This window comes from Yokenella regensburgei ATCC 49455 (assembly GCF_000735455.1).
GTDB classification, from domain to species: domain Bacteria; phylum Pseudomonadota; class Gammaproteobacteria; order Enterobacterales; family Enterobacteriaceae; genus Yokenella; species Yokenella regensburgei.
Genome location: NZ_JMPS01000020.1, coordinates 63,713 through 86,714 on the forward strand (window position 1 = coordinate 63,713; position 23,002 = coordinate 86,714).

Genomic DNA, 23,002 nt, shown 5'->3' on the forward strand with positions numbered 1-23,002 from the left:
TCTTTTTGTGATCTAAATTGTAGTACAACATGATTGTGTTGTACTACATTAAGCACCAGAGAAGATTAGAACACCTCACATTTGTACTGCAAAAATGAGGTGAATTTCGCCGGTCACGGTAAAGTAGTTATGGGCACTCTGAGCACAAGGACTCTCCATGACTCTCAATAAAACCGACCGCATCGTGATAACGCTGGGCCGCCAGATTGTTGGCGGAAAGTATGTACCCGGCTCGGCGTTACCCGCAGAAGCCGATCTCTGCGAAGAGTTTGAAACCTCACGCAATATCATCCGTGAGGTTTTTCGCTCCCTGATGGCGAAAAGGCTCATCGAAATGAAGCGCTATCGCGGTGCATTTGTCGCCCCGCGTAACCAGTGGAACTACCTCGATACCGAGGTACTGCAGTGGGTGCTGGAGAACGACTACGACCCGCGGCTGATTAGCGCAATGAGCGAAGTACGTAACCTGGTGGAACCGGCAATCGCCCGTTGGGCCGCAGAGCGCGCGAACTCCGGCGATCTGGCTCTGATTGAATCAGCGCTCAACGACATGATTGCCAATAACCAAAATCGTGATGCCTTTAACGAAGCGGATATCCGCTATCACGAGGCGGTGCTGGGTTCAGTGCATAACCCGGTCTTGCAGCAGTTAAGCGTGGCTATCAGCTCGCTGCAACGAGCGGTATTTGAACGGACCTGGATGGGCGACGAGGCCAACATGCCAAAAACGCTCCAGGAACATAAGGCGCTGTTCGATGCTATCCGGCATCAGGACGGCGACGCGGCAGAGCAGGCAGCACTTACCATGATTGCCAGCTCCACACGAAGGTTAAAGGAAATTACATGACGTCTCGCTACATCGCTGTTGACTGGGGATCAACCAACCTTCGTGCCTGGCTTTATCAGGGTGAAGCATGTCTGGAAAGCCGACAATCAGAGGCAGGGGTGACCCGCCTGAGCGGCAGAACCCCGCAGGCGGTGTTAGCAGAAGTCACCGAGGGATGGCGCAACGGCAGCACGCCGGTGGTAATGGCGGGAATGGTGGGTAGCAACGTGGGCTGGAAAATTGCCCCATATTTGCCTGTTCCCGTGCATTTTTCTGCCATTGGCGAACAGTTAACGACCGTTGGCGACAATATCTGGATAGTTCCCGGCCTCAGCGTGCAGCGGGACGATAACTACAACGTCATGCGCGGTGAAGAAACACAGCTTCTCGGCGCACGCACGCTGGCCGCCTCCTCCTTATACGTCATGCCCGGCACCCACAGTAAATGGGTGCAGGCGGACAGCCAGCAAGTCCATGATTTTCATACCGTGATGACCGGTGAGCTGCACCATCTGCTGCTCACGTATTCCCTGGTGGGTGCCGGTTTACCTCCGCAGCAAACTTCTCCGGGCGCCTTTGCCGCCGGGCTTGAGCGCGGTCTTGCCTCTCCCGCAATTCTGCCACAGCTGTTTGAAGTTCGGGCTCGTCACGTGCTGGGAGCCCTGCCGCGTGAGCAAGTGAGCGAATTTCTTTCCGGTCTGCTGATCGGTGCCGAAGTGGCAAGCCAGAGCACAAAATTTGCCGGTCAGTCGGTAACGCTCGTTGCCGGAAGCACGCTCACGGCGCGCTATCTGCAGGCATTCAAAGCCTGTGGGACCCAGGTGGTGGCAGTGGACGGCGATAACGCATTTCAGGCAGGTATAAGGAGCATTACCCATGCAGTGGCACACTAAACTCCCGCTCATCGCGATTATGCGCGGTATCACCCCGGATGAAGCCCTTGCCCACGTGGCTGCGGTGATCGACGCCGGATTTGATGCGGTGGAAATTCCGCTTAACTCACCGCAGTGGCAGAAAAGCATTCCAGCCATTGTGGATGCCTTTGGCGATAAGGCGTTGATTGGCGCCGGAACGGTTCTGCGTCCTGAACAGGTCGACGAGCTTGCCCGCATGGGGTGCCAGCTTATCGTGACCCCTAATATTCAGCCGGAAGTGATCCGCCGTGCGGTGGGCTACGGTATGACCGTCTGTCCGGGGTGTGCCACCGCGACCGAAGCCTTCGATGCGCTGGATGCGGGCGCACAGGCGCTGAAGATTTTCCCGTCGTCGGCCTTCGGCCCGGAATATATCAAAGCGCTGAAAGCGGTATTACCGCCTGAGGTACCGGTGTTTGCCGTTGGCGGCGTGACGCCAGAAAACCTTGAGCAATGGATTCAGGCAGGCTGCGTGGGCGCCGGGCTGGGTAGCGATCTCTATCGCGCCGGGCAGTCCGTTGAGCGCACCGCGCAGCAGGCAGCGGCATTTGTTAATGCGTATCGAGAGGCAGTGCAATGAAAATTACCAAACTCACCACCTACCGGCTCCCCCCACGCTGGATGTTCCTGAAAATCGAAACCGACGAAGGGGTGGTTGGCTGGGGCGAACCGGTTATTGAAGGGCGCGCGCGTACCGTTGAAGCGGCGGTGCATGAGCTTAGCGACTATCTGATTGGTCAGGATCCGGCGCGTATCAACGACCTCTGGCAGGTGATGTACCGCGCGGGATTCTACCGCGGCGGCCCCGTGCTGATGAGCGCCATTGCCGGTATCGACCAGGCGCTGTGGGATATCAAAGGCAAAGTGCTGAATGCGCCGGTGTGGCAGTTAATGGGCGGGCTGGTACGCGACAAAATCAAAGCCTACAGCTGGGTGGGTGGCGATCGCCCGGCAGAGGTTATCGACGGGATTAAGACTCTGCGTGGAATTGGTTTTGATACCTTCAAACTCAACGGTTGTGAAGAGATGGGCGTTATCGATAGCTCGAAAGCGGTGGATACCGCCGTCAGTACGGTGGCACAAATTCGTGAAGCTTTTGGCAACGAGATCGAGTTTGGTCTCGACTTCCACGGTCGCGTCAGCGCACCGATGGCGAAAGTGCTGATTAAAGAGCTGGAGCCGTATCGTCCGCTGTTTATTGAAGAGCCGGTGCTGGCGGAGCAGGCGGAGTACTACCCGAAACTCGCTGCCCAGACGCACATTCCGATTGCTGCCGGTGAGCGTATGTTCTCGCGCTTTGAATTTAAACGCGTGCTGGAGGCGGGTGGGATAGCCATTCTGCAGCCGGACCTCTCTCACGCTGGTGGTATCACCGAATGCTACAAAATTGCTGGCATGGCGGAAGCCTATGACGTGGCGCTGGCACCGCACTGCCCGCTGGGTCCGATCGCGCTGGCGGCCTGTCTGCATATCGATTTTGTTTCGCGCAACGCCGTGCTGCAGGAACAAAGCATGGGTATTCATTACAACAAAGGCGCCGAGCTGCTCGACTTTGTGAATAACAAAGAGGATTTCAGTATGGAAGGCGGTTTCTTTAAACCGTTAATGAAACCGGGTCTTGGCGTGGACATCAACGAAGAGAAGGTCATTGCGATGAGCCAACACGCGCCAGACTGGCGTAACCCGCTGTGGCGTCACGAAGACGGCTCCGTCGCCGAGTGGTAATCGTCACAACATCATAATTTAAAAAATAGATTTTCCTACACCCTCTGTAAATTACAGGGCATGGTGAGCGGCTTCGCTATGCCCAAAATCTGGAGACAGATTGCGATGGATATTCCAGTTACTGCTGCAAAAACAGGGCGTCGCCGTTACCTGACGCTGGTTATGATCTTTATTACCGTAGTTATCTGTTATGTCGACCGCGCAAACCTGGCGGTGGCGTCGGCGCATATTCAGGAGGAGTTCGGGATCAGCAAAGCGGAAATGGGTTATGTATTTTCCGCCTTTGCCTGGCTGTATACGCTGTGCCAGATCCCGGGCGGCTGGTTCCTTGACCGGGTTGGCTCCCGTCTCACCTATTTTATTGCCATTTTCGGCTGGTCTGTCGCGACTCTGTTTCAGGGCTTCGCCACCGGGCTGATGTCGCTGATTGGCCTGCGGGCTATCACCGGTATTTTTGAGGCCCCGGCGTTCCCAACCAATAACCGCATGGTCACCAGCTGGTTCCCGGAGCACGAGCGCGCCTCTGCCGTTGGGTTTTATACCTCCGGGCAGTTTGTTGGCCTTGCGTTTCTTACCCCGCTGCTTATCTGGATCCAGGAGCTGTTGAGCTGGCACTGGGTGTTTATCGTGACCGGCGGGATTGGCATTATCTGGTCGCTCATCTGGTTTAAGGTTTATCAGCCACCGCGCCTGACAAAAAGCATCACAACGGCGGAGCTTGAGTATATTCGTGAAGGGGGCGGGCTGGTTGATGGCGATGCGCCAGTGAAAAAAGAGGCGCGCCAGCCGCTGACCAAAGCCGACTGGAAGCTGGTGTTCCATCGTAAGCTGGTCGGCGTTTATCTGGGGCAGTTTGCGGTCACCTCTACGCTGTGGTTTTTCCTTACCTGGTTCCCGAACTACCTGACTCAGGAGAAAGGCATCACTGCGCTGAAGGCCGGATTTATGACCACGGTGCCGTTCCTGGCAGCTTTCTTCGGCGTGCTGCTTTCGGGCTGGCTGGCGGACAGGCTGGTGCGAAAAGGCTATTCGCTGGGTGTCGCGCGCAAAACGCCCATCATCTGCGGACTGCTGATTTCCACCTGCATCATGGCGGCAAACTACACCAACGACCCGATGTGGATTATGACGTTGATGGCGATCGCCTTCTTTGGTAACGGGTTTGCCTCTATCACCTGGTCACTGGTTTCTTCGCTGGCGCCGATGCGTCTGATTGGTCTCACCGGTGGAGTGTTCAACTTCGTCGGCGGGCTGGGCGGGATCACGGTGCCGCTGGTGATTGGCTACCTGGCGCAGGACTACGGCTTTGCGCCAGCGCTCACCTACATCGCGGTAGTGGCGCTGGCCGGAGCGCTCTCCTACATCCTGCTGGTGGGCGAGGTGAAACGAGTAGGCTAAACCCCCTCCCTTGCGATACCCTGATGGCAGATTCGTGCATCAGGGTATCCACATGAAACAAGTCACTTTCGCTTCCCGTCACCATCAGCTCACCAACACCCGAACCTGGACCCCGGACAGCCGCTGGCTGGTGTTCGACGTGCGCCCTTCTGGTGCCTCGTTTACCGGAGAAACCATCGAGCGCGTCAACGTCGACAGCGGTGAAACTGAGGTCATTTACCGCGCCACCGACGGAGCATACGTCGGTGTGGTCACGGTGCATCCGCAGGAAGAAAAGTACGTGTTTATCCATGGCCCCGAGCACCCGGATGCCCACTGGCAGTACGATTTTCATCATCGCCGTGGCGTGGTAGCTCATGCCGGAGTAACGACTAATCTGGATGCCATGGATATCACCCCGCCTTTCACACCGGGCGCGCTGCGCGGCGGTAGCCACGTTCATGTTTACAGCCCGAACGGCGAGTACGTTAGCTTCACCTATAACGACCACGTGATGCACGAGCGTGATACGGCGCTCGATCTGCGTAACGTTGGCGTAGCAACGCCCTTCGGCCCGGTCATCCCGGCAGGTGGACACCCACGGGAATACGCGGGCAGCCACTGGTGCGTACTGGTGAGCCAGACGACGCCAGCGCCTGTGGCGGGAAGTGATGACATTAACCGCGCCTATGAAGAGGGCTGGGTGGGCAACCACGCACTGGCGTTTATTGGCGATACGCTCTCCACGCAGGGCGAGAAAGTGCCTGAGCTTTTCATCGTTCATCTGCCGCAGGATGAAAAGGGCTGGAAGCTGGCGGGCAGCACGCCGTTGCAGGGCACGAGTGAAACGCTGCCAGCGCCGCCGTCAGGAGTAGTGCAAACCCGGCTGACCTTTACCCATCAGCGCGTATTCCCGGGGCTGGTAAACGTGCCGCGCCACTGGGTGCGGGCGAGTCCGCAGGCCAGTGAAATAGCCTTTTTGATGCGTGATGATGCCGGTATCGTCCAGCTGTGGCTGATTTCTCCGCAGGGCGGCGAGCCGCGTCAATTGACGCGCGTTGCGGGCGGCATCCAGTCGGCGTTTAACTGGCATCCGTCAGGAAGGGCGCTGGGCTTTGTGCTGAATAACCGGATTGCCTGCTGCGATGCGCAGACGGGAGAAGTGAGTTTTTTGACGGAAAAACATGGCAATCCGCCTTCAGCTGACGCGATCGTCTTTTCGCCTGACGGCCGACAGATCGCCTGGATGGAGGAGGTCAGCGGTTTTCGTCAGCTTTGGGTGACGGAAACCGGCCTGTAATTCAGGGAGATGGCATCTCCGCTGGAGGGATCACCGCATTGGTGGCAAGCGTCTTCTGCTCACTCTTTTCCACGCGTGACCGCACGGAGTTGTCCGTGCGGAACATATCCCACGGTAACAACAGCGTATCCATCACTGCGGTAAATGGCATATCAAGCACCACCAGCGATTTGGTTCCCCAGTTGGTGTCATCATCGCCGAGCATGCCTGCGCTTGCTCGCGTACCGGGATAGGTACCTTCTTTCCCGCCGGTATGCGACATCACGCTTGAACAGCCACCCAGTGCCATCATTCCACTGAACAGGGTCAGCTTAATCAATAGAGTTGTTTTCATCATCTCAGTATCGTTGTGATGTCTTTAATGGGTTATATCGACCCATAACCTAAATAGATAGTTCCGTTGCGTCGCTCTGTGGCGGTTGTCGCAATTTGACCTTTAGTGCTGTCTTCCAGTCTAAACACTCTATCCGAAAGTGCAAAAAAACTCAGACAACCGCTCTTGAAATATCACTCGGGCTACCCAATTTTAAGAATAAGTCCCGATGAGGAGTACGCCTGCGGGGTACTCCGGGTGCTAACGACCTGTCCATGATGGAAGGTCAGTAAATTCTCGCTGATTCCAGGAGCTATTTTTATGCGTAACTTTGATCTTTCTCCACTGTATCGTTCTGCTATTGGTTTTGACCGTCTGTTCAACCACTTAGAAAACAGCCAGAGCCAGAGTAACGGCGGCTACCCTCCGTACAACGTCGAGCTTGTCGACGAAGACCACTATCGCATTGCCATCGCCGTGGCCGGTTTCGCTGAAAGCGAACTGGAGATCACCGCGCAGGATAACTTACTGATTGTAAAAGGCTCACATACGGGCGAACAACAAGAACGTACTTACCTGTATCAGGGCATTGCGGAACGCAACTTCGAGCGTAAATTCCAGTTAGCCGAAAATATCCACATCCGTGGCGCTAACCTGGTGAATGGTCTGCTGTATATCGACCTTGAACGTGTGATCCCGGAAGCGAAAAAACCGCGCCGTATCGAAATTAACTAATTCCGTTGGGCCGCTACGCGGCCCGACATTCCACCGGCTCGCCGTCAGGGAGCCTATGCGGATCTGCGGATCCGCAGGTAAACACTCGCTTCTCAGAAGGAGATTTTATTATGCGTAACTACGATTTATCCCCACTGCTGCGTCAATGGATCGGTTTTGACAAACTGGCTAACGCCTTACAAACCGCCGGTGAAAGCCAGAGCTTCCCGCCTTATAACATCGAAAAAAGCGACGATAACCACTATCGCATTACCCTCGCGTTAGCCGGTTTCCGTCAGGAAGATCTGGATATCCAGCTGGAAGGCACGCGTCTGACCATTAAAGGCCAGCCGCAGCAGGCGGAAAAAGAGACCAAATGGCTGCATCAGGGTCTGGTGACCCAGGCGTTCAGCCTGAGCTTTACCCTGGCCGATAATATGGAAGTCAGCGGCGCGACCTTCACCAACGGTCTGCTGCATATCGACCTGACCCGTAACGTGCCGGAAGCGCTTGCTCCGCAGCGTATCGCCATCAGCGACCGCCCGGCACTGAACAGCTAAAGACAGTCTTGCCGAATCCCTTTCCCTTCGGGATAAGGTAAATACCTTAAAAACGGTAACCTTCGGGTTACCGTTTTGCGTTTGATCGGGGCTTTTTGTGCGCCACGATCCATACATCCCGCCGTGGTTCTGCCAGAATCCCTGATATACCTAATGTTATTCACAGGGAAACGACGATGAGTGATATAGCATTGACCGTGAGCGTGCTGGCTCTGGTGGCAGTGGTCGGGTTATGGATTGGCAATGTGAAGATCCGTGGCGTTGGCTTTGGCATTGGCGGAGTGCTGTTTGGCGGGATCATCGTCGGACATTTTGTCGATCAGGCAGGGATCACGCTGAGTGGCCCGATGCTGCACTTCGTTCAGGAGTTTGGCCTGATCCTCTTCGTGTATACCATCGGTATTCAGGTAGGGCCTGGGTTCTTCGCCTCCCTGCGGGTCTCCGGGTTGCGCCTTAATCTTTTCGCTATCCTGATAGTGGTTCTCGGCGGGCTGGTCACCGCACTGCTGCATAAACTCTTCAATATCCCTCTACCGGTCGTGCTCGGGATTTTCTCCGGAGCGGTAACCAACACGCCAGCGCTCGGTGCCGGGCAGCAGATCCTGCGCGACCTCGGCGTGCCTTTCGACGTGGTTGACCAGATGGGGATGAGCTATGCGATGGCGTATCCGTTCGGCATCTGCGGCATTCTGCTTTCCATGTGGCTGGTGCGCCTGTTCTTTCGTATCAACGTTGAAAAAGAAGCCCAGCAGTTTGATGCCAGCGTCGGCAACGGTAATGTACTGCTGCAGACCATCAATATTCGGGTAGAAAACCCGAACCTCAACAACCTGACTATTCAGGACGTTCCGATCCTGAACAGTGATAAAATTATCTGCTCGCGGCTTAAGCGCGGCGATATGCTGATGGTACCGTCGCCCACCACGCTTATTCAGACCGGCGACCTTCTGCACCTGGTTGGCCAGGTGGCCGATTTACACAGCGCGCAGCTGGTGATCGGCAAAGAGGTCGAGACGTCGCTTTCCACCCGAGGAACTGACCTGCGCGTCGAGCGTGTGGTGGTGACCAACGAGAAGGTATTAGGGAAGAAAATCCGCGATCTGCACTTCAAACAGCGTTATGACGTCGTTATCTCCCGACTTAATCGCGCCGGGGTAGAGCTGGTAGCGAGCAGCAATGCCAGCCTGCAGTTCGGCGATATCCTCAACCTGGTAGGACGTCCTGCGGCCATCGATGCGGTAGCCGCAGAGCTGGGTAACGCGCAGCAGAAACTGCAGCAGGTGCAGATGCTGCCGGTGTTTATCGGCATCGGGCTTGGGGTGTTATTGGGATCTATTCCGCTGTTTATTCCTGGTTTCCCGGTGGCGTTGAAGCTTGGTCTGGCGGGCGGGCCGCTGATTATGGCACTGATCCTCGGGCGTATTGGCAGCATCGGTAAGCTGTACTGGTTTATGCCACCGAGTGCGAACCTGGCGCTGCGCGAACTGGGGATTGTTCTGTTTCTCGCGGTCGTAGGCCTTAAATCGGGCGGTGATTTTGTTGATACGCTGCTCCACGGCGAAGGGGTAAGCTGGATAGGCTACGGTATTTTCATTACCGCTATTCCGCTGCTTCTGGCCGGTATCCTGGCGCGAATTGTCGTGAAAATGAACTATCTCACCATCTGTGGAATGCTTGCTGGCTCCATGACTGACCCACCGGCGCTGGCGTTTGCGAATAACCTGCATGCGACCAGCGGGGCGGCGGCGCTCTCCTACGCTACCGTCTATCCGGTGGTGATGTTCCTGCGCATTATCACACCGCAGCTTTTGGCCGTACTGTTCTGGGGTATCGGCTAGCGCGTCTTACGCGCCTTCAGCACCTGTGAAGGCGCTCTCCTTCCGCATCTCTCCACTTCCGGCTTACCAATGCAGGGTGTTAAGGTGAACGAGAAAAAGCAGCAGTTCTGAAGGAGAGTGAATGAAAATTTCCCGCCTGGGCGTTGCCCCGGACTATCGCTTCTCGTTGGCGAACGAGCGGACGTTTCTCGCCTGGATCCGTACGGCGCTTGGGTTTCTGGCAGCAGGCGTTGGGCTTGACCAGCTGGCCCCTGATTTTGCGACACCGCTTATCCGCGAAGTGCTGGCTCTGCTGCTGTGCCTGTTTGCGGGCGGGCTGGCGGTTTACGGCTACCTGCGCTGGCTCAGTAATGAAAAGGCGATGCGGTTAAAAGAAGATTTACCCTATACCCACAGCCTGTTGATTATCAGCGTTATTTTGATGATCGTCGCCGTGGTAGTGATGGGGCTGGTGCTGTATGCCTGATAGCCGCAAAGCGCGGCGCAACAGCGACCCGGGTCTGCAGCCAGAGCGCACCTCCCTTGCCTGGTTTCGTACACTTTTAGGCTACGGGGCGTTGATGGCGCTGGCGATAAAACACAACTGGCACCGTTCCGGCAGTCCTTTCTGGATATCGATAATCATCCTGGCGCTGGTGGCTATCATCCTCTGGCGCTATACCCGTCAGCGCAATCTGATGGACGTTAGCCGTAGCGATTTTTCACAACCGCGCGCAGTGCGTGACAAATTTTTGATCTCCCTCGCTGTCCTTTCCCTCGCATTATTGTTTGCTGTAACACACTTACGTCAGGTGGTTTTATTCATTAAGGATTATGTATGACAGGATGTCAGGTGATGGCCAAGCCGGCCAGCTCTCGCTGTAATCTACGTTGTCGATACTGCTATTATCTTGATAAACCTAAGTATGCTCAAATGGATGAGGCTACCCTCGACGCCTTCATTCGTCAGCACATTGCCGCGCAGCCGGGAAAAGACGTGCAGTTCTCCTGGCAGGGCGGAGAACCCACGCTCTGCGGTATCGCTTTTTTTGAACGCGTCATCGAGTTGCAGAAGCAGCATGCGGGTGACAAACGCATTCACAACGCCTTTCAGACCAACGGGGTCGCGCTGAACGACGCCTGGTGCCGATTCTTTGGTGAAAATCACTGGCTGGTGGGCATTTCGCTCGATGGCCCGGCGGAGCTGCATGATGTTTTCCGGCGCAGCCGCAACGGTAAACCCACTCAGCAGCGGGTGATGAGTGCGATTGAAAAACTGGTGGCTCATCGGGTTGAGTTCAATCTGCTGACGGTGGTGAACCGCCACAACAGCCAGGAAGCGGAGCGTGTTTACCGCTACCTCAGACGCCAGGGAACGCCGTTTATCCAGTTTATACCGCTGCTTGAGCTGGACGAACACGGCGTGCCGAGCGAAGACTCCGTATCATCACGCGCCTGGGGAGAGTTTCTGACGAAGGTGTTTGATATCTGGGTGCGTGAGGATATTGGCCGTACGTTTGTGCAGCTTTTTGATTCGACGCTGGGCGTGTGGAGCGGTTTTCGCTCAACTCAGTGCGCGTTGAGCGAAACCTGCGGACACGCGTTTGCACTGGAAGCCAACGGCGATGTGTTTCAGTGCGATCACTACGTTTACCCCGAGCACCGGCTGGGTAATCTGCATCAGACCACGCTTGCCGAACTGAACGCCAGCGCCCGGGCGGTAGCCTTTGGCAAGCATAAACGAGACACGCTGTCGCGCGCCTGCCACGATTGTCAGGCGCGGCGTTTTTGCTACGGCGACTGCCCGAAACATCGTACTGCCGATGGCAAAAGTGCGCTGTGCGCGGGCTATCATCGCTTTTTTACCTACACCGCCCCGTACATGAGGGTGATGCGGGATCTCATCCGCCAGCAACGTTCACCGGCGGAATTGATGACAATGCTGCAAAAACAGAGCTGAGGGATCAGATAGTTTGCTGATGGCGGCTAAAGCGTGATGCCAGCGGCAGCCAGCACAGCAGAATAAGCAGCCCCATCAGGGTCATCAGCAGGCCAAGGCTGCCTTGTCCGGTCTGCGGCAGCATCGCCGAAAACCAGGCCAGCACGCCGGAGCCAATATTCTGCAACCCACCGACCAGCGCGCCTGCGGTACCGGCGAGGAACGGGAATGGCTCCATCGCACCGCTGGTGGCAAGCGGAAACAGCATCCCCGCACCAAAGAAGAACAGCGCGGCAGGGATAAGCAGCGTCCAGACGTTCATTATCCCGAAGATGCCAGGGATCCACATCATCAGCCCACCCGCGAGGCAGCAAATAACCGACTGCCACATCAGTGTCGGGAAGCGTTTATTCGGGCGACCGGCGAACCAGGAGCCGAAAAACGCCGCCGGGATAGGCAGAATAAACAGGATGCTGACTGCCATACTGCTGAGACCGAGCACCGCGCCCAGCAGCACACCGGAGCAGGCTTCAAATACCGCAACGCCCGCCAGACCACCAATCAGCATCAGCAGATAGCAGTTGAATGAACCATTACCTAACAGCGTTTTGTAGCTGGTGATAAGCCGGGTCCGCGGAGCCTCTTTCGGACGCGTCTCCGGCATCCAGCGCGCCATGCTGAAGGTAACCACCGCGCACAGCACCAGCAGGAAGGCGTAGCACACCCGCCAGCCCCAAAGGGTATCCAGCATCCCGCCAATCAGCGGTGCCAGCAGGGGGCTGACCAGAATACTCATATTTAATAAGCTGTTGGCATGACGTAATTGCGTACCTTCATACAGATCCCGCGGCAGCGTTCTCGCCATCACACCGCCAACGCCGGTGCCCATACCCTGCAGGGCGCTGGCAATAATTAGCAGCGTCAGGCTGGATGTGGTCATTGCGATGGTGGTCGCAACCAAAAAAATCGACATCCCGGCCAGGATCACCGGACGGCGTCCAATACGGTCCGACAGCGGGCCGTAAAACAGCTGTGACACACCGTAGGTCAGCAGATAGGTCGCCATGACGCTCTGAACCGCGCCTTCACGAACCTGTAATTCACGCGCCATATCGGCAATAGCGGGGATATAAATGGTTTGAGCCATCTGCCCAACAGCGACGAGCAGAACCAGCATCAACAATAAATTGAAGTTTCCGTGCCTTTTCATGTCGAAGATTACGTCTTAAAAATTGGGTAACAAAGGAGATATTGCTATGGATAGCGCCAAAATCGAGAGGAATCTACCACAGACAGATGACAACTTAACCATTATTTGTGCCAATGGTTAAGGGTGAAGAGGCAGGATTTATAAACGATTATTGGCAACAAATGTTGCCGCTTTGCTCAGGCGAGGCGCAAAAGGATTGCCCCGGCGGCAATTCCACAGGCGGCAACGGCGCGAATGCCGGAAACGCGTTCTTTTAAAAGGATAAAAGCGATCAGCGCGCCGAACAAAATTGAGGTTTCGCGCAGTGCTGCGACCACGGCCAGCGGCGCCTGGGTCATTGCCCACAGCGCCAGGCCATAGGCGCCCATCGTGGCAATACCGCCGAAGATCCCCTTGCGCCAGTGCTGTGAAAGATAGCTGATGGCAGGCTTACGACGAGCAAGCAACGCCCAGCATAGCAGGCAGAAACCGTTCATGAAGAAGGTCCACAGCGTATAGCCGATGGCCGTGCCGGACACCCGCACGCCGGTGCCGTCGACCAGGGTATAGGCGGCAATGAAGCAGGCGTTAAGCAGTGCCAGATAGATGCCTTTTCGCGAGCTGGAGCGACCGTTCAGCGCCATGCCCAGAATCGCGAGGCAAATGACGCAGATCCCAAGCCATGCCATCTCTGAGAGCGTCTCACCCATAAACGCTACGCTAATCACGGCGACCAGCAACGGCGCAGTGCCGCGCATCAGGGGATAGGTCTGGCTCATGTCAGACACTTGATAGGTTTTGGCGACCAGCACGGTGTAAATCACCTGCAGGATGCAGGAGGCTATCAGGAACGGAATACTTTCCACGCTCGGCTGTGGCGAGAAAGGGAGCGCCAGCAGCGCCATTACTGCCGCCGATCCGCTGACGCTGACTGCGGCGTAGAGCTTATCGTTGCCCGCTTTCACAATGGCATTCCAGCTGGCATGCAGCAGGGCGGCGAAAAGCAAAATAGCGAACAGCGTTAGCGTCATAGCGTCAGTGGCGGCAGGAATTGTCATGCAACCGTAACATAACGTGGGCGGGATGTTTGTTTTTATTCTCTCCTGGTTGAATTGTGATCTCTGACGCATTTTTGCGCAGATGAAAATAATTCCATTGTCTGCGCCGTAAAGCTGTGTTTGTATAAATTCCACTGATGATTTCAACAACAGGTCCCTAATGAACACTTCCATGCCGATGTCGACCCTACTAAAAACCGCGCGCAACGCCGCGGTGGTCGTCGTGCGTGTGGTGGTGGTCGTCGGCAACGCGCCGTAGGGTCCGGAAAACACACGATTCCAAACCCCGCCGGCGCAAACCGGGCGGGGTTTTTTGTATCAGAACCCGCCCGGCAGGTCGGCCCAGAAGAAAAGGACTGGAGCATGGCAAGTTCGGGCACAACATCTCAAAGCACGCGTTTTACGGGTGCGCAGTTAATTGTTCACTTACTGGAACGACAGGGCATTACGACCGTCACCGGCATTCCCGGCGGTACGGTGCTGCCGTTGTACGACGCCTTAAGCCAAAGCAAACAGATCCGCCACGTGCTGGCGCGTCATGAGCAGGGTGCAGGCTTCATTGCGCAGGGCATGGCTCGCACCCAGGGAAAACCGGCGGTGTGTATGGCCTGTAGCGGCCCGGGTGCCACAAACCTGGTCACCGCGATTGCCGATGCGCGGCTGGATTCCATCCCGCTGGTGTGCATTACTGGCCAGGTACCGGCATCGCTCATCGGCACCGATGCGTTTCAGGAAGTCGATACCTACGGTATCTCTATCCCCATCACCAAACACAACTATTTAGTCCGTGATATCAGTGAACTACCGCAGGTGGTTAGCGATGCGTTTCGCATCGCGCAGTCCGGCCGTCCCGGCCCGGTGTGGATAGACATACCTAAGGATGTGCAGACGGCGACGATTGATATCGATGACCTGCCGGTCCCTGGCGGCCGCGCTCCGGCACCGATTTTTAACCTGCAGGATGTGCGCGAAGCGGCGGCGATGATTAACGCCGCGCAGCGTCCGGTGCTGTATCTCGGCGGCGGGGTCGTTGCTTCACCGGAACAGGTACGCAAACTGGCGGAAAAAACCAATCTGCCGACTACCATGACCCTGATGGCCTTAGGCATGCTGCCAAAAGCGCATCCGCTGTCGCTTGGTATGCTGGGGATGCACGGCGCGCGCAGCACCAACTTTATTCTGCAGGAGTCTGATTTACTGGTCGTTTTAGGTGCACGTTTTGATGACCGGGCGATTGGTAAAACGGAACAGTTCTGTCCGAACGCTAAAATCATTCATGTGGATATCGACCGCGCCGAGCTCGGAAAAATCAAGCAGGCGCACGTGGCGATTCAGGGCGACGTGGGCGAAGTGCTGGAGCAGTTAATCCCGCTGGTTGACGCGAAGCCGCGCGACGCATGGCATCAACTGGTTGGCGAGCTGCAACAAGAGTTCCCGTCGGCTATTCCGCAGGCGGGCGATCCGCTGACCCATTACGGCCTGATCAACGCCGTAGCGGCCTGCGTTGACGATGACGCTATCGTGACCACCGACGTTGGCCAGCACCAGATGTGGACGGCACAGGCATATCCATTAAACCGCCCTCGCCAGTGGCTGACCTCCGGTGGGCTGGGTACCATGGGATTTGGTCTGCCTGCGGCAATTGGCGCAGCGCTTGCGAATCCGCATCGTAAAGTGCTCTGTTTTTCCGGTGACGGCAGCCTGATGATGAACATTCAGGAGATGGCCACCGCCGTAGAAAACCAGCTGGATGTGAAAATCATCCTGATGAATAACGAAGCGCTGGGTCTGGTTCACCAGCAGCAGAGCCTGTTCTATCCGCAGGGGGTATTTGCCGCGACGTATCCTGGCATGATTAACTTCGTGCAGATTGCCGCTGGTTTTGGCATGCAAACCTGCGACCTGAACGCAGAAGCAGATCCGCAAGCGGCGCTGCAGGCCATTATCGCCCGCCCTGGTCCGGCGCTGATCCATGTGCGGATCGATGCCGAACAGAAAGTGTATCCAATGGTTCCGCCGGGAGCGGCAAATACAGAAATGGTGGGGGAATAAGCCATGCATCAGCCAACACATGACAACGTGATTCTGGAACTAACCGTGCGTAACCATCCGGGAGTCATGACCCACGTCTGCGGTCTGTTCGCCCGCCGTGCCTTCAACGTGGAAGGGATCCTCTGTCTGCCTATCCAGAACAGCGACAAGAGCCGGATCTGGCTTCTGGTCAACAACGATCAGCGTCTGGAGCAGATGATTAGCCAGATTGATAAACTTGAGGACGTGGTACACGTAGTGCGTCACCAGAGCGATCCTGGCGTGTTCAACAAGCTAGGTCTCTTCTTCGAGTAATCGTTCAAGGCTTGAACAGCGGCGCGCTTATCGCTAAGGTAAGCGCGTTTTTACACCCGCCAGGATTTACCATGACCACCATCGCCCTTATTGACGATCATCTGATCGTACGCTCCGGTTTTGCTCAACTGCTGGGGCTGGAGCCTGATTTTCAGGTTGTTGCCGAGTTCGGCTCCGGGCGGGAAGCGCTGGCCGGTCTTCCGGGGCGTGGTGTTCAGGTGTGCATCTGCGATATTTCAATGCCGGACATCTCCGGGCTTGAGTTGTTAAGTGAACTGCCAAAAGGGATGGCGACCATCATGCTGTCGGTACACGACAGCCCGGCGCTGGTTGAGCAGGCGCTGAACACCGGGGCCCGCGGGTTTCTTTCCAAACGTTGCAGTCCGGATGAACTGATTTCCGCCGTGCGCACCGTCGCCACCGGCGGCTGTTATCTGACCCCGGATATCGCTATCAAGCTGGCGGCCGGACGCCAGGATCCGCTGACCCGCCGCGAGCGGCAGGTAGCGGAAAAGCTGACCCAGGGAATGGCGGTTAAAGAGATTGCCGTTGAACTGGGGCTATCGCCGAAGACGGTGCATGTGCATCGCGCGAACCTGATGGAAAAGCTCGGCGTCAGCAACGACGTTGAGCTGGCCCGGCGAATGTTCGACGGCTGGTAATGCGTACCTTTCTTTCACAGCTGATTGCCGTTGTTGCCAGCGTTTCGATATTTTCTGCCGCCTGGTTTTGTCTGTGGAGCATCAGCCTGCATCTTGTTGAGCGACCTGATCTGGCGGTGCTGCTGTTCCCGTTTGGGCTGCGCGTTGGCTTGATGCTGCAATGCCCGCGTGGCTACTGGCCGGTATTGCTGGGGGCGGAATGGCTGCTGCTCGGTTGGCTGGCGCAGGAAGTCGCGCTCGACCATCTTCCATTATTGATGACCGGAAGCCTGCTGTCGCTGCTGCCGGTGGTGCTGATTTCCCGCTATCGCCAGCAGCGCGACTGGCGCACGCTGCTTTTACAGGGGGCAGCCCTGATTGCGGCGGCGCTACTGCAAACGCTGCCGTGGATCGGTGACGGCAAAGAAGTGCTCAATGCGCTGCTGCTCACTCTTACCGGCGGCCTGACGCTTGCGCCAACTTGCCTGGTTATCTGGCACTATCTCACCAGCAACACCTGGCTACCGTTAGGTCCTTCGCTGGTGTCGCAGCCGGTGAACTGGCGAGGGCGGCACCTGGTGGGCTACCTGCTGCTGTTTACCGTCAGCCTGTGGCTCCAGTTGGGTCTACCGGCTGAACTCTCGCGCTTCACCCCGTTTTGTCTGGCGCTGCCGATTATCGCTCTGGCATGGCACTACGGCTGGCAGGGGGCGCTTATCGCCACCCTGATGAACGCTATTGCGCTGATTGCCAGCCAGACCTGGCACGATCACCCGGTGGATTTGCTGCTGTCGCTGCTGGCGCAGAGCCTGACCGGGCTGCTGCTCGGTGCGGGTATCCAGCGTCTGCGCGAGCTGAACCAGTCACTCCAGACCGAGCTTGCACGTAACCGCCGCCTCACCGAGCGGCTGCTGGAGACCGAAGAGAGCGTCCGCCGCGACGTTGCCCGCGAACTACATGATGATATCGGCCAGACCATCACCGCCATTCGCACTCAGGCTGGAATTTTGCAGCGCCTGGCACCGGACAACGGCGGTGTAAAGCAAAGCAGTGTGCTGATAGAGCACCTCTCTCTTGGGGTTTACGACGCGGTGCGGCGCCTGCTCGGACGGCTGCGACCGCGGCAGCTTGATGACCTGACTCTAGGCCAGGCCGTTCGCTCCATGATGCGTGAAATGGAGCTTGAAGGGAGGGGGATCATCAGCCATCTCGACTGGCGCATAGATGAAACCGGGCTCAGTGAGAACCAGCGGGTGACGCTGTTCCGCGTTTGCCAGGAGGGGCTTAACAACATCGTTAAGCACGCCAGCGCCAGCGCGGTGACCCTGCAGGGCTGGCAGCAGAATGAACGCCTGATGCTGGTGATTGAAGACGACGGCTGCGGGCTGCCGCCGGGTTCCGGTCAGCAGGGCTTTGGCCTGACCGGCATGCGCGAGCGGGTAACGGCACTTGGCGGTACCCTGACAATTTCCTGCACTCACGGCACCCGCGTCAGCGTGAGTTTGCCGCAGCGCTATGCCTGAGGAGCGACAATGTTTAATTTCATGAAAGCGCCGCCAGCGGCACAACCGATAAGCGAACGCAGCGAAATTGACGCCCACTATCGCTACTGGCGACGGCATATCCTGCTGACCATCTGGCTCGGCTACGCCCTGTTCTACTTTACCCGCAAAAGTTTCAATGCCGCGGTACCGGACATTCTCGGCAACGGTGTCCTGACCCGTACCGATATCGGCCTGCTGGCTACGCTTTTTTATATCACCTACGGGCTGTCGAAGTTTTTCTCCGGCATCGTCAGCGATCGCTCCAACGCGCGCTACTTTATGGGCCTGGGGCTGATTGCCACCGGCGTGGTGAATATCCTCTTCGGCTTTTCAACCTCGCTGTGGGCATTTGCCCTGCTGTGGGCGCTGAACGCATTTTTCCAGGGCTGGGGCGCGCCGGTATGCGCCCGTTTACTCACCGCCTGGTACTCGCGAAACGAGCGCGGCGGCTGGTGGGCTATCTGGAATACCGCGCATAACGTCGGCGGGGCGTTGATCCCGATGGTGGTAGGTGCCGCGGCGCTGCACTACGGCTGGCGTGTGGGAATGATGATTGCGGGGGGACTGGCGATCTTCGCCGGGCTTTTTCTCTGCTGGCGACTGCGTGACCGTCCGCAAACCGTGGGCTTACCGGCGGTGGGCGACTGGCGGCATGATGAGCTGGAGATCGCCCAGCAGCAGGAAGGCGCGGGGCTTACCCGCAAGCAGATCCTCTACAAATACGTGCTGACGAATCCGTACATCTGGCTGCTTTCGCTCTGCTATGTGCTGGTGTACGTGGTGCGGGCGGCTATCAACGACTGGGGCAATCTGTATATGTCCGAGACGCTGGGCGTTGACCTGGTGACGGCAAACTCGGCGGTGACCATGTTCGAGCTCGGCGGGTTTATCGGCGCGCTGGTGGCGGGCTGGGGATCGGATAAGTTGTTTAACGGTAATCGTGGCCCGATGAACCTGATTTTTGCCGCCGGGATCCTGCTTTCTGTCGGTTCGCTGTGGCTGATGCCGTTTGCCAGCTACGTGATGCAGGCGGCGTGTTTCTTTACCGTCGGCTTTTTCGTTTTTGGTCCGCAGATGCTTATCGGCATGGCGGCGGCGGAGTGCTCACACAAAGAGGCGGCGGGTGCAGCGACGGGGTTTGTTGGCCTGTTCGCCTACCTTGGCGCATCGCTTTCCGGCTGGCCGCTGGCGCGGGTGATGGACGTCTGGCACTGGAGTGGGTTCTTCGCGGTCATCGCCATTGCCGCCGGGATCTCGGCGCTGTTGCTGCTGCCATTTCTCAACGCCCAGGCTCCTCGTTCACGCGAAGCGTGACCTGACTCACTGTTTTCGCTCGAAAGCGGTAAAACTAAGAAATTTTCCCGGTTCCGCCTGGACACTGTCTCAGGCCATGCCTGCTGCGGGTTTTTACAATGCCCGCCATACACGGGCATAGAAATAACGGGAGCAACCCATGCTGGGCTTCTTAAACCAGGTGCGTAAACCAACCCTGGACCTGCCGCTGGAAGTGCGGCGCAAAATGTGGTTCAAACCCTTCATGCAGTCTTATCTGGTGGTCTTCATCGGCTACCTGACGATGTATCTGATTCGTAAGAACTTTAACATTGCGCAGAACGATATGATCTCCACCTACGGCCTGAGCATGACTCAGCTGGGGATGATTGGTCTTGGTTTCTCGATAACCTACGGTGTCGGCAAAACGCTGGTTTCCTACTATGCGGACGGCAAAAACACCAAGCAGTTCCTGCCGTTTATGCTGATCCTGTCGGCGATTTGTATGCTCGGCTTCAGCGCCAGCATGGGTTCTGGCTCTGTTAGCCTGTTCCTGATGATTGCCTTCTATGCGCTGAGCGGCTTTTTCCAGAGTACCGGTGGCTCCTGTAGCTACTCGACGATCACCAAGTGGACGCCGCGTCGCAAGCGCGGAACGTACCTTGGCATGTGGAACATCTCCCATAACCTTGGTGGCGCGGGTGCTGCAGGGGTAGCGCTGATTGGTGCGAACTATCTGTTCGACGGCCACGTTATCGGCATGTTTATCTTCCCGTCGATTATCGCGCTGATTGTCGGTTTCATCGGCCTGCGCTACGGCAGCGATTCCCCGGAATCCTACGGCCTCGGTAAAGCGGAAGAGCTGTTCGGCGAGGAGCTGAGCGACGAGGATAAAGAGACCGAAGAAAACGAGATGACCAAGTGGCAGATCTTCGTTGAGTACGTGCTGAAAAACAAAGTTATCTGGCTGCTGTGCTTCTCTAACATCTTCCTGTACGTGGTGCGCATCGGTATTGATCAGTGGTCCACCGTGTATGCCTTCCAGGAGCTGAAGCTCTCTAAAGAAGTGGCGATTCAGGGTTTTACCCTGTTTGAAGTCGGCGCGCTGGTGGGGACACTGCTGTGGGGCTGGCTGTCCGATCTGGCAAACGGTCGTCGTGCGCTGGTAGCCTGCATTGCTCTGGCGCTTATTATCGCCACGCTGGGTGTTTACCAGCACGCCAGCAACCAGTACGTGTACCTGGCATCGCTCTTCGCGCTCGGTTTCCTGGTGTTTGGCCCGCAGCTGTTGATTGGTGTCGCTGCCGTTGGCTTCGTGCCGAAAAAAGCGATCGGCGCAGCCGATGGTATCAAAGGCACCTTCGCTTACCTGATTGGTGACAGCTTCGCCAAACTCGGCCTCGGTATGATTGCCGATGGCACCCCCGTATTCGGCCTGACCGGTTGGGCAGGGACCTTCGCCGCGCTGGATGCCGCCGCCATTGGCTGTATCGTGCTGATGGCTATCGTCGCGGTCCTGGAAGAACGTAAAATTCGCCGTGAAAAGCGGGTGCAACAATTAAGAACAGCCTGAGTTCTCAGGTAGCTGTTTGCCCGGGTGATGCCGGGCTTTTTTTTGTCCGCGATAAACCCCCTTCGCTTTATACACACCCCTCTGTCGACTTCCCCCGTTTTCTCATTATGATGTTGAAGCGCAAGTGAGCTGAGAGGAAGCATGATCTGGATGGCATTGGCCACGTTGGTGGTCGTATTTGTGGTTGGATTTCGGGTGCTTACCTCCGATTCCCGGCGGGCAATCCGTCGGTTGAGCGAGCGGCTGGCGATAACGCCTGTACCGATAGAATCGATGATCGATCAGATGGGGAAAACGGCGGGTAACGAGTTTCTTCGCTATCTGGAACGTCCCAACGAAGCGCATCTGCAAAATGCGGCGCAGGTGCTGGTTATCTGGCAGGTGTTTATCGTTGACGGCAGTGAGCAGAATTTGCACTACTGGTACCGGCAGATGCAGAAAGCGCGTCTGGCAGCACCTATCAGCGACGCGCAGACGCGCCTGGCGCTCGGGTTCCTGCGTGAGCTGGAGCCAGATGCCTGGGAGCTGAACAGATTCCAGGAACGTTACAACGCGCTGTTTATGCCGGAAGAAGGCGTCCACTGGCTGCACTGACGGGGATAACGTTGTGTCTAAATGTTAACCCCATCACACTATAATGGTACACTGCGCTCCCGCCACCACCGTCAGGATGCCAGAACCCCATGAGTGCACCACATGCCGAACACCGAAACCACGCCGACATTACGTCTCACCCCAACTGGTCGGCGGTTTTCGCAGTCGCATTCTGCGTAGCGTGTCTGATTACCGTAGAATTTCTACCGGTGAGCCTGCTAACGCCAATGGCGGAAGAGCTGGGAATCACCGAAGGGGTAGCCGGGCAGTCGGTGACCACCACCGCGTTTGTGGCGATGTTCTCCAGCCTGTTCATTACCCACATCATCGGTAAAACGGACCGCCGTCTGGTGGTTGTTCTGTTTTCAATCCTGCTGACGCTGTCCTGCCTGCTGGTCTCGTTTTCCAACAGTTTTGCCTTGCTGCTGCTTGGCCGCGCATGTCTCGGGCTGGCGCTGGGCGGATTCTGGGCGATGTCGGCATCGTTGACGATGCGGCTGGTGCCCCCTCGGTCGGTTCCGAAAGCGCTGTCGGTGATTTTCGGCGCGGTGTCGATAGCGCTGGTGATCGCGGCTCCGCTCGGCAGCTTTTTAGGCGGCATCATCGGCTGGCGGCACGTATTTAACGGCGCGGCACTGATGGGCCTTATCTGCATTGTCTGGCTGGTGAAGGTGCTGCCGTCGCTGCCGGGTGAAACGGCGCAGCAGCAGAATATGTTCGGCCTGCTAAAACGCCCGGGCGTGGCGGCCGGGATGCTGGCGATTTTCATGTCTTTCGCCGGTCAGTTCGCCTTCTTTACCTACATCCGCCCGGTGTTTATGACCCTTGCCGGGTTTGATGTTGATGGCCTGACGCTGGTGCTGCTGAGCTTTGGTATTGCGAGCTTTGTCGGAACCTCGGTGTCGTCGATAGTGCTGAAGCGTTCGGTAAAAATGGCGGTCGCCGGATCACCGCTGGTGCTGGCGCTAAGCGCGCTGGTGCTTATCCTGTGGGGCAGCGATAAAGCCGTGGCGGCGACGGTGGCGGTTATCTGGGGCTTTGCCTTTGCACTGGTGCCGGTAGGCTGGTCAACGTGGATCACCCGCTCGCTTGCCGATCAGGCGGAAAAAGCCGGCTCCATTCAGGTTGCCGTTATTCAGCTCGCCAATACCTGTGGCGCGGCGGTCGGTGGGATTGCGCTGGATCGGTATGGTCTGCTGTCACCGCTGGCGCTGTCGGGAATTCTGATGCTGATGACGGCGCTGCTGGTCACCACAACGGTGAAGTTTGCCAAAGCAGGCCCGACAGCCTGACGCTGCCG

The 23,002-nt window shown here is 57.1% G+C and carries 24 protein-coding genes and 1 other annotated feature; of the genes, 21 read left to right on the plus strand and 3 right to left on the minus strand.

The window, feature by feature from the left end:
* The first annotated feature begins 157 nt into the window (after positions 1–157).
* Genes dgoR through GYRE_RS04995 form a run of 6 tightly spaced genes read left to right on the plus strand, consistent with a single transcriptional unit; the run spans position 158 to position 6,142 of the window.
* Positions 158–847, plus strand: coding sequence for a D-galactonate utilization transcriptional regulator DgoR (dgoR, locus tag GYRE_RS04970; protein WP_038253523.1), 690 nt, complete (start codon positions 158–160; stop codon positions 845–847).
* Entirely contained in the window at positions 844–1,719 is an 876-nt protein-coding gene (locus tag GYRE_RS04975; protein WP_038253525.1) for a 2-dehydro-3-deoxygalactonokinase, read from the plus strand. The genes dgoR and GYRE_RS04975 overlap by 4 nt, the downstream gene beginning before the upstream one ends.
* Entirely contained in the window at positions 1,703–2,320 is a 618-nt protein-coding gene (locus GYRE_RS04980) for a 2-dehydro-3-deoxy-6-phosphogalactonate aldolase (protein ID WP_038253527.1), read from the plus strand. The genes GYRE_RS04975 and GYRE_RS04980 overlap by 17 nt, the downstream gene beginning before the upstream one ends.
* On the plus strand, positions 2,317–3,465 hold the full coding sequence (gene dgoD / locus GYRE_RS04985) for a galactonate dehydratase (protein WP_038253528.1): 1,149 nt from the start codon (positions 2,317–2,319) through the stop codon (positions 3,463–3,465). Before GYRE_RS04980 ends, dgoD begins: the two co-directional genes overlap by 4 nt.
* 60 nt (positions 3,466–3,525) lie before the next feature.
* Entirely contained in the window at positions 3,526–4,863 is a 1,338-nt protein-coding gene (locus GYRE_RS04990; RefSeq protein ID WP_006817842.1) for an MFS transporter, read from the plus strand.
* A gap of 52 nt (positions 4,864–4,915) precedes the next feature.
* Positions 4,916–6,142, plus strand: coding sequence for a YidR family protein (locus tag GYRE_RS04995; protein WP_038253531.1), 1,227 nt, complete (start codon positions 4,916–4,918; stop codon positions 6,140–6,142).
* A 1-nt stretch (position 6,143) separates the two neighbouring features.
* Here the strand turns inward: GYRE_RS04995 and GYRE_RS05000 are convergent, their stop codons facing one another.
* The gene (locus tag GYRE_RS05000; RefSeq protein WP_006817840.1) at positions 6,144–6,479 is read right to left on the minus strand and encodes a YceK/YidQ family lipoprotein; all 336 of its coding nucleotides are present in this window, start codon (positions 6,477–6,479) and stop codon (positions 6,144–6,146) included.
* A gap of 230 nt (positions 6,480–6,709) precedes the next feature.
* Positions 6,710–6,783, plus strand: a sequence feature (ROSE (Repression Of Heat Shock gene Expression) occurs in the 5'-region of heat shock genes and acts as an RNA thermometer to modulate expression.).
* On the opposite strand from GYRE_RS05000, the gene ibpA reads away from it, so the two are divergent.
* From ibpA to GYRE_RS05030, 6 genes are all read left to right on the plus strand, one after another.
* On the plus strand, positions 6,777–7,190 hold the full coding sequence (gene ibpA / locus GYRE_RS05005; RefSeq protein ID WP_006817839.1) for a small heat shock chaperone IbpA: 414 nt from the start codon (positions 6,777–6,779) through the stop codon (positions 7,188–7,190). It overlaps the preceding feature by 7 nt.
* Positions 7,191–7,300: 110 nt before the next feature.
* Complete coding sequence (ibpB, locus tag GYRE_RS05010; RefSeq protein ID WP_006817838.1) at positions 7,301–7,729, plus strand: small heat shock chaperone IbpB; 429 nt, start codon at positions 7,301–7,303, stop codon at positions 7,727–7,729.
* Between the two features lie 176 nt (positions 7,730–7,905).
* Positions 7,906–9,567 (plus strand): putative transporter, encoded by a 1,662-nt coding sequence (locus GYRE_RS05015; RefSeq protein ID WP_038253532.1) that lies wholly within the window; start codon positions 7,906–7,908, stop codon positions 9,565–9,567.
* Between the two features lie 121 nt (positions 9,568–9,688).
* Positions 9,689–10,033, plus strand: a complete 345-nt coding sequence (locus tag GYRE_RS05020; protein WP_006817836.1) for a YidH family protein — start codon at positions 9,689–9,691, stop codon at positions 10,031–10,033.
* On the plus strand, positions 10,026–10,388 hold the full coding sequence (locus GYRE_RS05025; RefSeq protein ID WP_006817835.1) for a DUF202 domain-containing protein: 363 nt from the start codon (positions 10,026–10,028) through the stop codon (positions 10,386–10,388). The genes GYRE_RS05020 and GYRE_RS05025 overlap by 8 nt, the downstream gene beginning before the upstream one ends.
* Before the next feature lie 14 nt (positions 10,389–10,402).
* On the plus strand, positions 10,403–11,506 hold the full coding sequence (locus GYRE_RS05030; RefSeq protein ID WP_038253534.1) for an anaerobic sulfatase maturase: 1,104 nt from the start codon (positions 10,403–10,405) through the stop codon (positions 11,504–11,506).
* A 4-nt stretch (positions 11,507–11,510) separates the two neighbouring features.
* On the opposite strand, the gene emrD is transcribed toward GYRE_RS05030, so the two are convergent.
* Positions 11,511–12,695, minus strand: coding sequence for a multidrug efflux MFS transporter EmrD (emrD, locus tag GYRE_RS05035; protein WP_006817833.1), 1,185 nt, complete (start codon positions 12,693–12,695; stop codon positions 11,511–11,513).
* A gap of 176 nt (positions 12,696–12,871) precedes the next feature.
* Positions 12,872–13,705 carry a DMT family transporter gene (locus GYRE_RS05040; protein WP_038253535.1) on the minus strand — a complete coding sequence of 278 codons (834 nt, stop codon included), beginning with the start codon at positions 13,703–13,705 and terminating at the stop codon, positions 12,872–12,874.
* A 187-nt stretch (positions 13,706–13,892) separates the two neighbouring features.
* Here GYRE_RS05040 and ivbL point away from each other — a divergent pair, with 187 nt between their 5' ends.
* The 9 genes from ivbL to nepI all read left to right on the plus strand — a co-directional run bounded on the left by ivbL (position 13,893) and on the right by nepI (position 22,994).
* Positions 13,893–13,991 carry an ilvB operon leader peptide IvbL gene (ivbL, locus tag GYRE_RS24445; RefSeq protein WP_071777499.1) on the plus strand — a complete coding sequence of 33 codons (99 nt, stop codon included), beginning with the start codon at positions 13,893–13,895 and terminating at the stop codon, positions 13,989–13,991.
* 104 nt (positions 13,992–14,095) lie between these two features.
* Positions 14,096–15,784 (plus strand): acetolactate synthase large subunit, encoded by a 1,689-nt coding sequence (gene ilvB, locus GYRE_RS05050; RefSeq protein ID WP_038253537.1) that lies wholly within the window; start codon positions 14,096–14,098, stop codon positions 15,782–15,784.
* A gap of 3 nt (positions 15,785–15,787) precedes the next feature.
* Positions 15,788–16,078, plus strand: a complete 291-nt coding sequence (gene ilvN / locus GYRE_RS05055; RefSeq protein WP_006817830.1) for an acetolactate synthase small subunit — start codon at positions 15,788–15,790, stop codon at positions 16,076–16,078.
* Positions 16,079–16,149: 71 nt separating this feature from the next.
* Complete coding sequence (gene uhpA, locus GYRE_RS05060; protein WP_006817829.1) at positions 16,150–16,740, plus strand: response regulator transcription factor UhpA; 591 nt, start codon at positions 16,150–16,152, stop codon at positions 16,738–16,740.
* A complete protein-coding gene (gene uhpB / locus GYRE_RS05065) occupies positions 16,740–18,242 on the plus strand; it encodes a signal transduction histidine-protein kinase/phosphatase UhpB (protein ID WP_006817828.1) in 1,503 nt (500 codons plus the stop codon). Before uhpA ends, uhpB begins: the two co-directional genes overlap by 1 nt.
* Before the next feature lie 9 nt (positions 18,243–18,251).
* A complete protein-coding gene (gene uhpC / locus GYRE_RS05070) occupies positions 18,252–19,577 on the plus strand; it encodes an MFS transporter (RefSeq protein ID WP_038253539.1) in 1,326 nt (441 codons plus the stop codon).
* Positions 19,578–19,716: 139 nt separating this feature from the next.
* Positions 19,717–21,108, plus strand: a complete 1,392-nt coding sequence (gene uhpT / locus GYRE_RS05075) for a hexose-6-phosphate:phosphate antiporter UhpT (RefSeq protein ID WP_006817826.1) — start codon at positions 19,717–19,719, stop codon at positions 21,106–21,108.
* 141 nt (positions 21,109–21,249) lie between these two features.
* Positions 21,250–21,702 carry a DUF1198 family protein gene (locus tag GYRE_RS05080; RefSeq protein ID WP_038253541.1) on the plus strand — a complete coding sequence of 151 codons (453 nt, stop codon included), beginning with the start codon at positions 21,250–21,252 and terminating at the stop codon, positions 21,700–21,702.
* An 89-nt stretch (positions 21,703–21,791) separates the two neighbouring features.
* Positions 21,792–22,994, plus strand: a complete 1,203-nt coding sequence (gene nepI, locus GYRE_RS05085) for a purine ribonucleoside efflux pump NepI (protein WP_038253543.1) — start codon at positions 21,792–21,794, stop codon at positions 22,992–22,994.
* Positions 22,995–23,002: the final 8 nt, after the last annotated feature.

Coding starts and splice junctions, on each gene's coding strand:
- GYRE_RS05020 (WP_006817836.1), top strand. CDS start 9,689: ATGAAAATTTCCCGCCTGGGCGTTGCCCCGGACTATCGCTTCTCGTTG.
- nepI (WP_038253543.1), top strand. CDS start 21,792: ATGAGTGCACCACATGCCGAACACCGAAACCACGCCGACATTACGTCT.
- GYRE_RS05040 (WP_038253535.1), bottom strand. CDS start 13,705: ATGACGCTAACGCTGTTCGCTATTTTGCTTTTCGCCGCCCTGCTGCAT.
- dgoR (WP_038253523.1), top strand. CDS start 158: ATGACTCTCAATAAAACCGACCGCATCGTGATAACGCTGGGCCGCCAG.
- ilvB (WP_038253537.1), top strand. CDS start 14,096: ATGGCAAGTTCGGGCACAACATCTCAAAGCACGCGTTTTACGGGTGCG.
- GYRE_RS04995 (WP_038253531.1), top strand. CDS start 4,916: ATGAAACAAGTCACTTTCGCTTCCCGTCACCATCAGCTCACCAACACC.
- GYRE_RS04980 (WP_038253527.1), top strand. CDS start 1,703: ATGCAGTGGCACACTAAACTCCCGCTCATCGCGATTATGCGCGGTATC.
- dgoD (WP_038253528.1), top strand. CDS start 2,317: ATGAAAATTACCAAACTCACCACCTACCGGCTCCCCCCACGCTGGATG.
- uhpA (WP_006817829.1), top strand. CDS start 16,150: ATGACCACCATCGCCCTTATTGACGATCATCTGATCGTACGCTCCGGT.
- ibpB (WP_006817838.1), top strand. CDS start 7,301: ATGCGTAACTACGATTTATCCCCACTGCTGCGTCAATGGATCGGTTTT.
- uhpT (WP_006817826.1), top strand. CDS start 19,717: ATGCTGGGCTTCTTAAACCAGGTGCGTAAACCAACCCTGGACCTGCCG.
- uhpB (WP_006817828.1), top strand. CDS start 16,740: ATGCGTACCTTTCTTTCACAGCTGATTGCCGTTGTTGCCAGCGTTTCG.
- ivbL (WP_071777499.1), top strand. CDS start 13,893: ATGAACACTTCCATGCCGATGTCGACCCTACTAAAAACCGCGCGCAAC.
- emrD (WP_006817833.1), bottom strand. CDS start 12,695: ATGAAAAGGCACGGAAACTTCAATTTATTGTTGATGCTGGTTCTGCTC.
- ilvN (WP_006817830.1), top strand. CDS start 15,788: ATGCATCAGCCAACACATGACAACGTGATTCTGGAACTAACCGTGCGT.
- GYRE_RS04990 (WP_006817842.1), top strand. CDS start 3,526: ATGGTGAGCGGCTTCGCTATGCCCAAAATCTGGAGACAGATTGCGATG.
- GYRE_RS05080 (WP_038253541.1), top strand. CDS start 21,250: ATGATCTGGATGGCATTGGCCACGTTGGTGGTCGTATTTGTGGTTGGA.
- uhpC (WP_038253539.1), top strand. CDS start 18,252: ATGTTTAATTTCATGAAAGCGCCGCCAGCGGCACAACCGATAAGCGAA.
- GYRE_RS05025 (WP_006817835.1), top strand. CDS start 10,026: ATGCCTGATAGCCGCAAAGCGCGGCGCAACAGCGACCCGGGTCTGCAG.
- GYRE_RS05015 (WP_038253532.1), top strand. CDS start 7,906: ATGAGTGATATAGCATTGACCGTGAGCGTGCTGGCTCTGGTGGCAGTG.
- GYRE_RS05030 (WP_038253534.1), top strand. CDS start 10,403: ATGGCCAAGCCGGCCAGCTCTCGCTGTAATCTACGTTGTCGATACTGC.
- ibpA (WP_006817839.1), top strand. CDS start 6,777: ATGCGTAACTTTGATCTTTCTCCACTGTATCGTTCTGCTATTGGTTTT.
- GYRE_RS05000 (WP_006817840.1), bottom strand. CDS start 6,479: ATGATGAAAACAACTCTATTGATTAAGCTGACCCTGTTCAGTGGAATG.
- GYRE_RS04975 (WP_038253525.1), top strand. CDS start 844: ATGACGTCTCGCTACATCGCTGTTGACTGGGGATCAACCAACCTTCGT.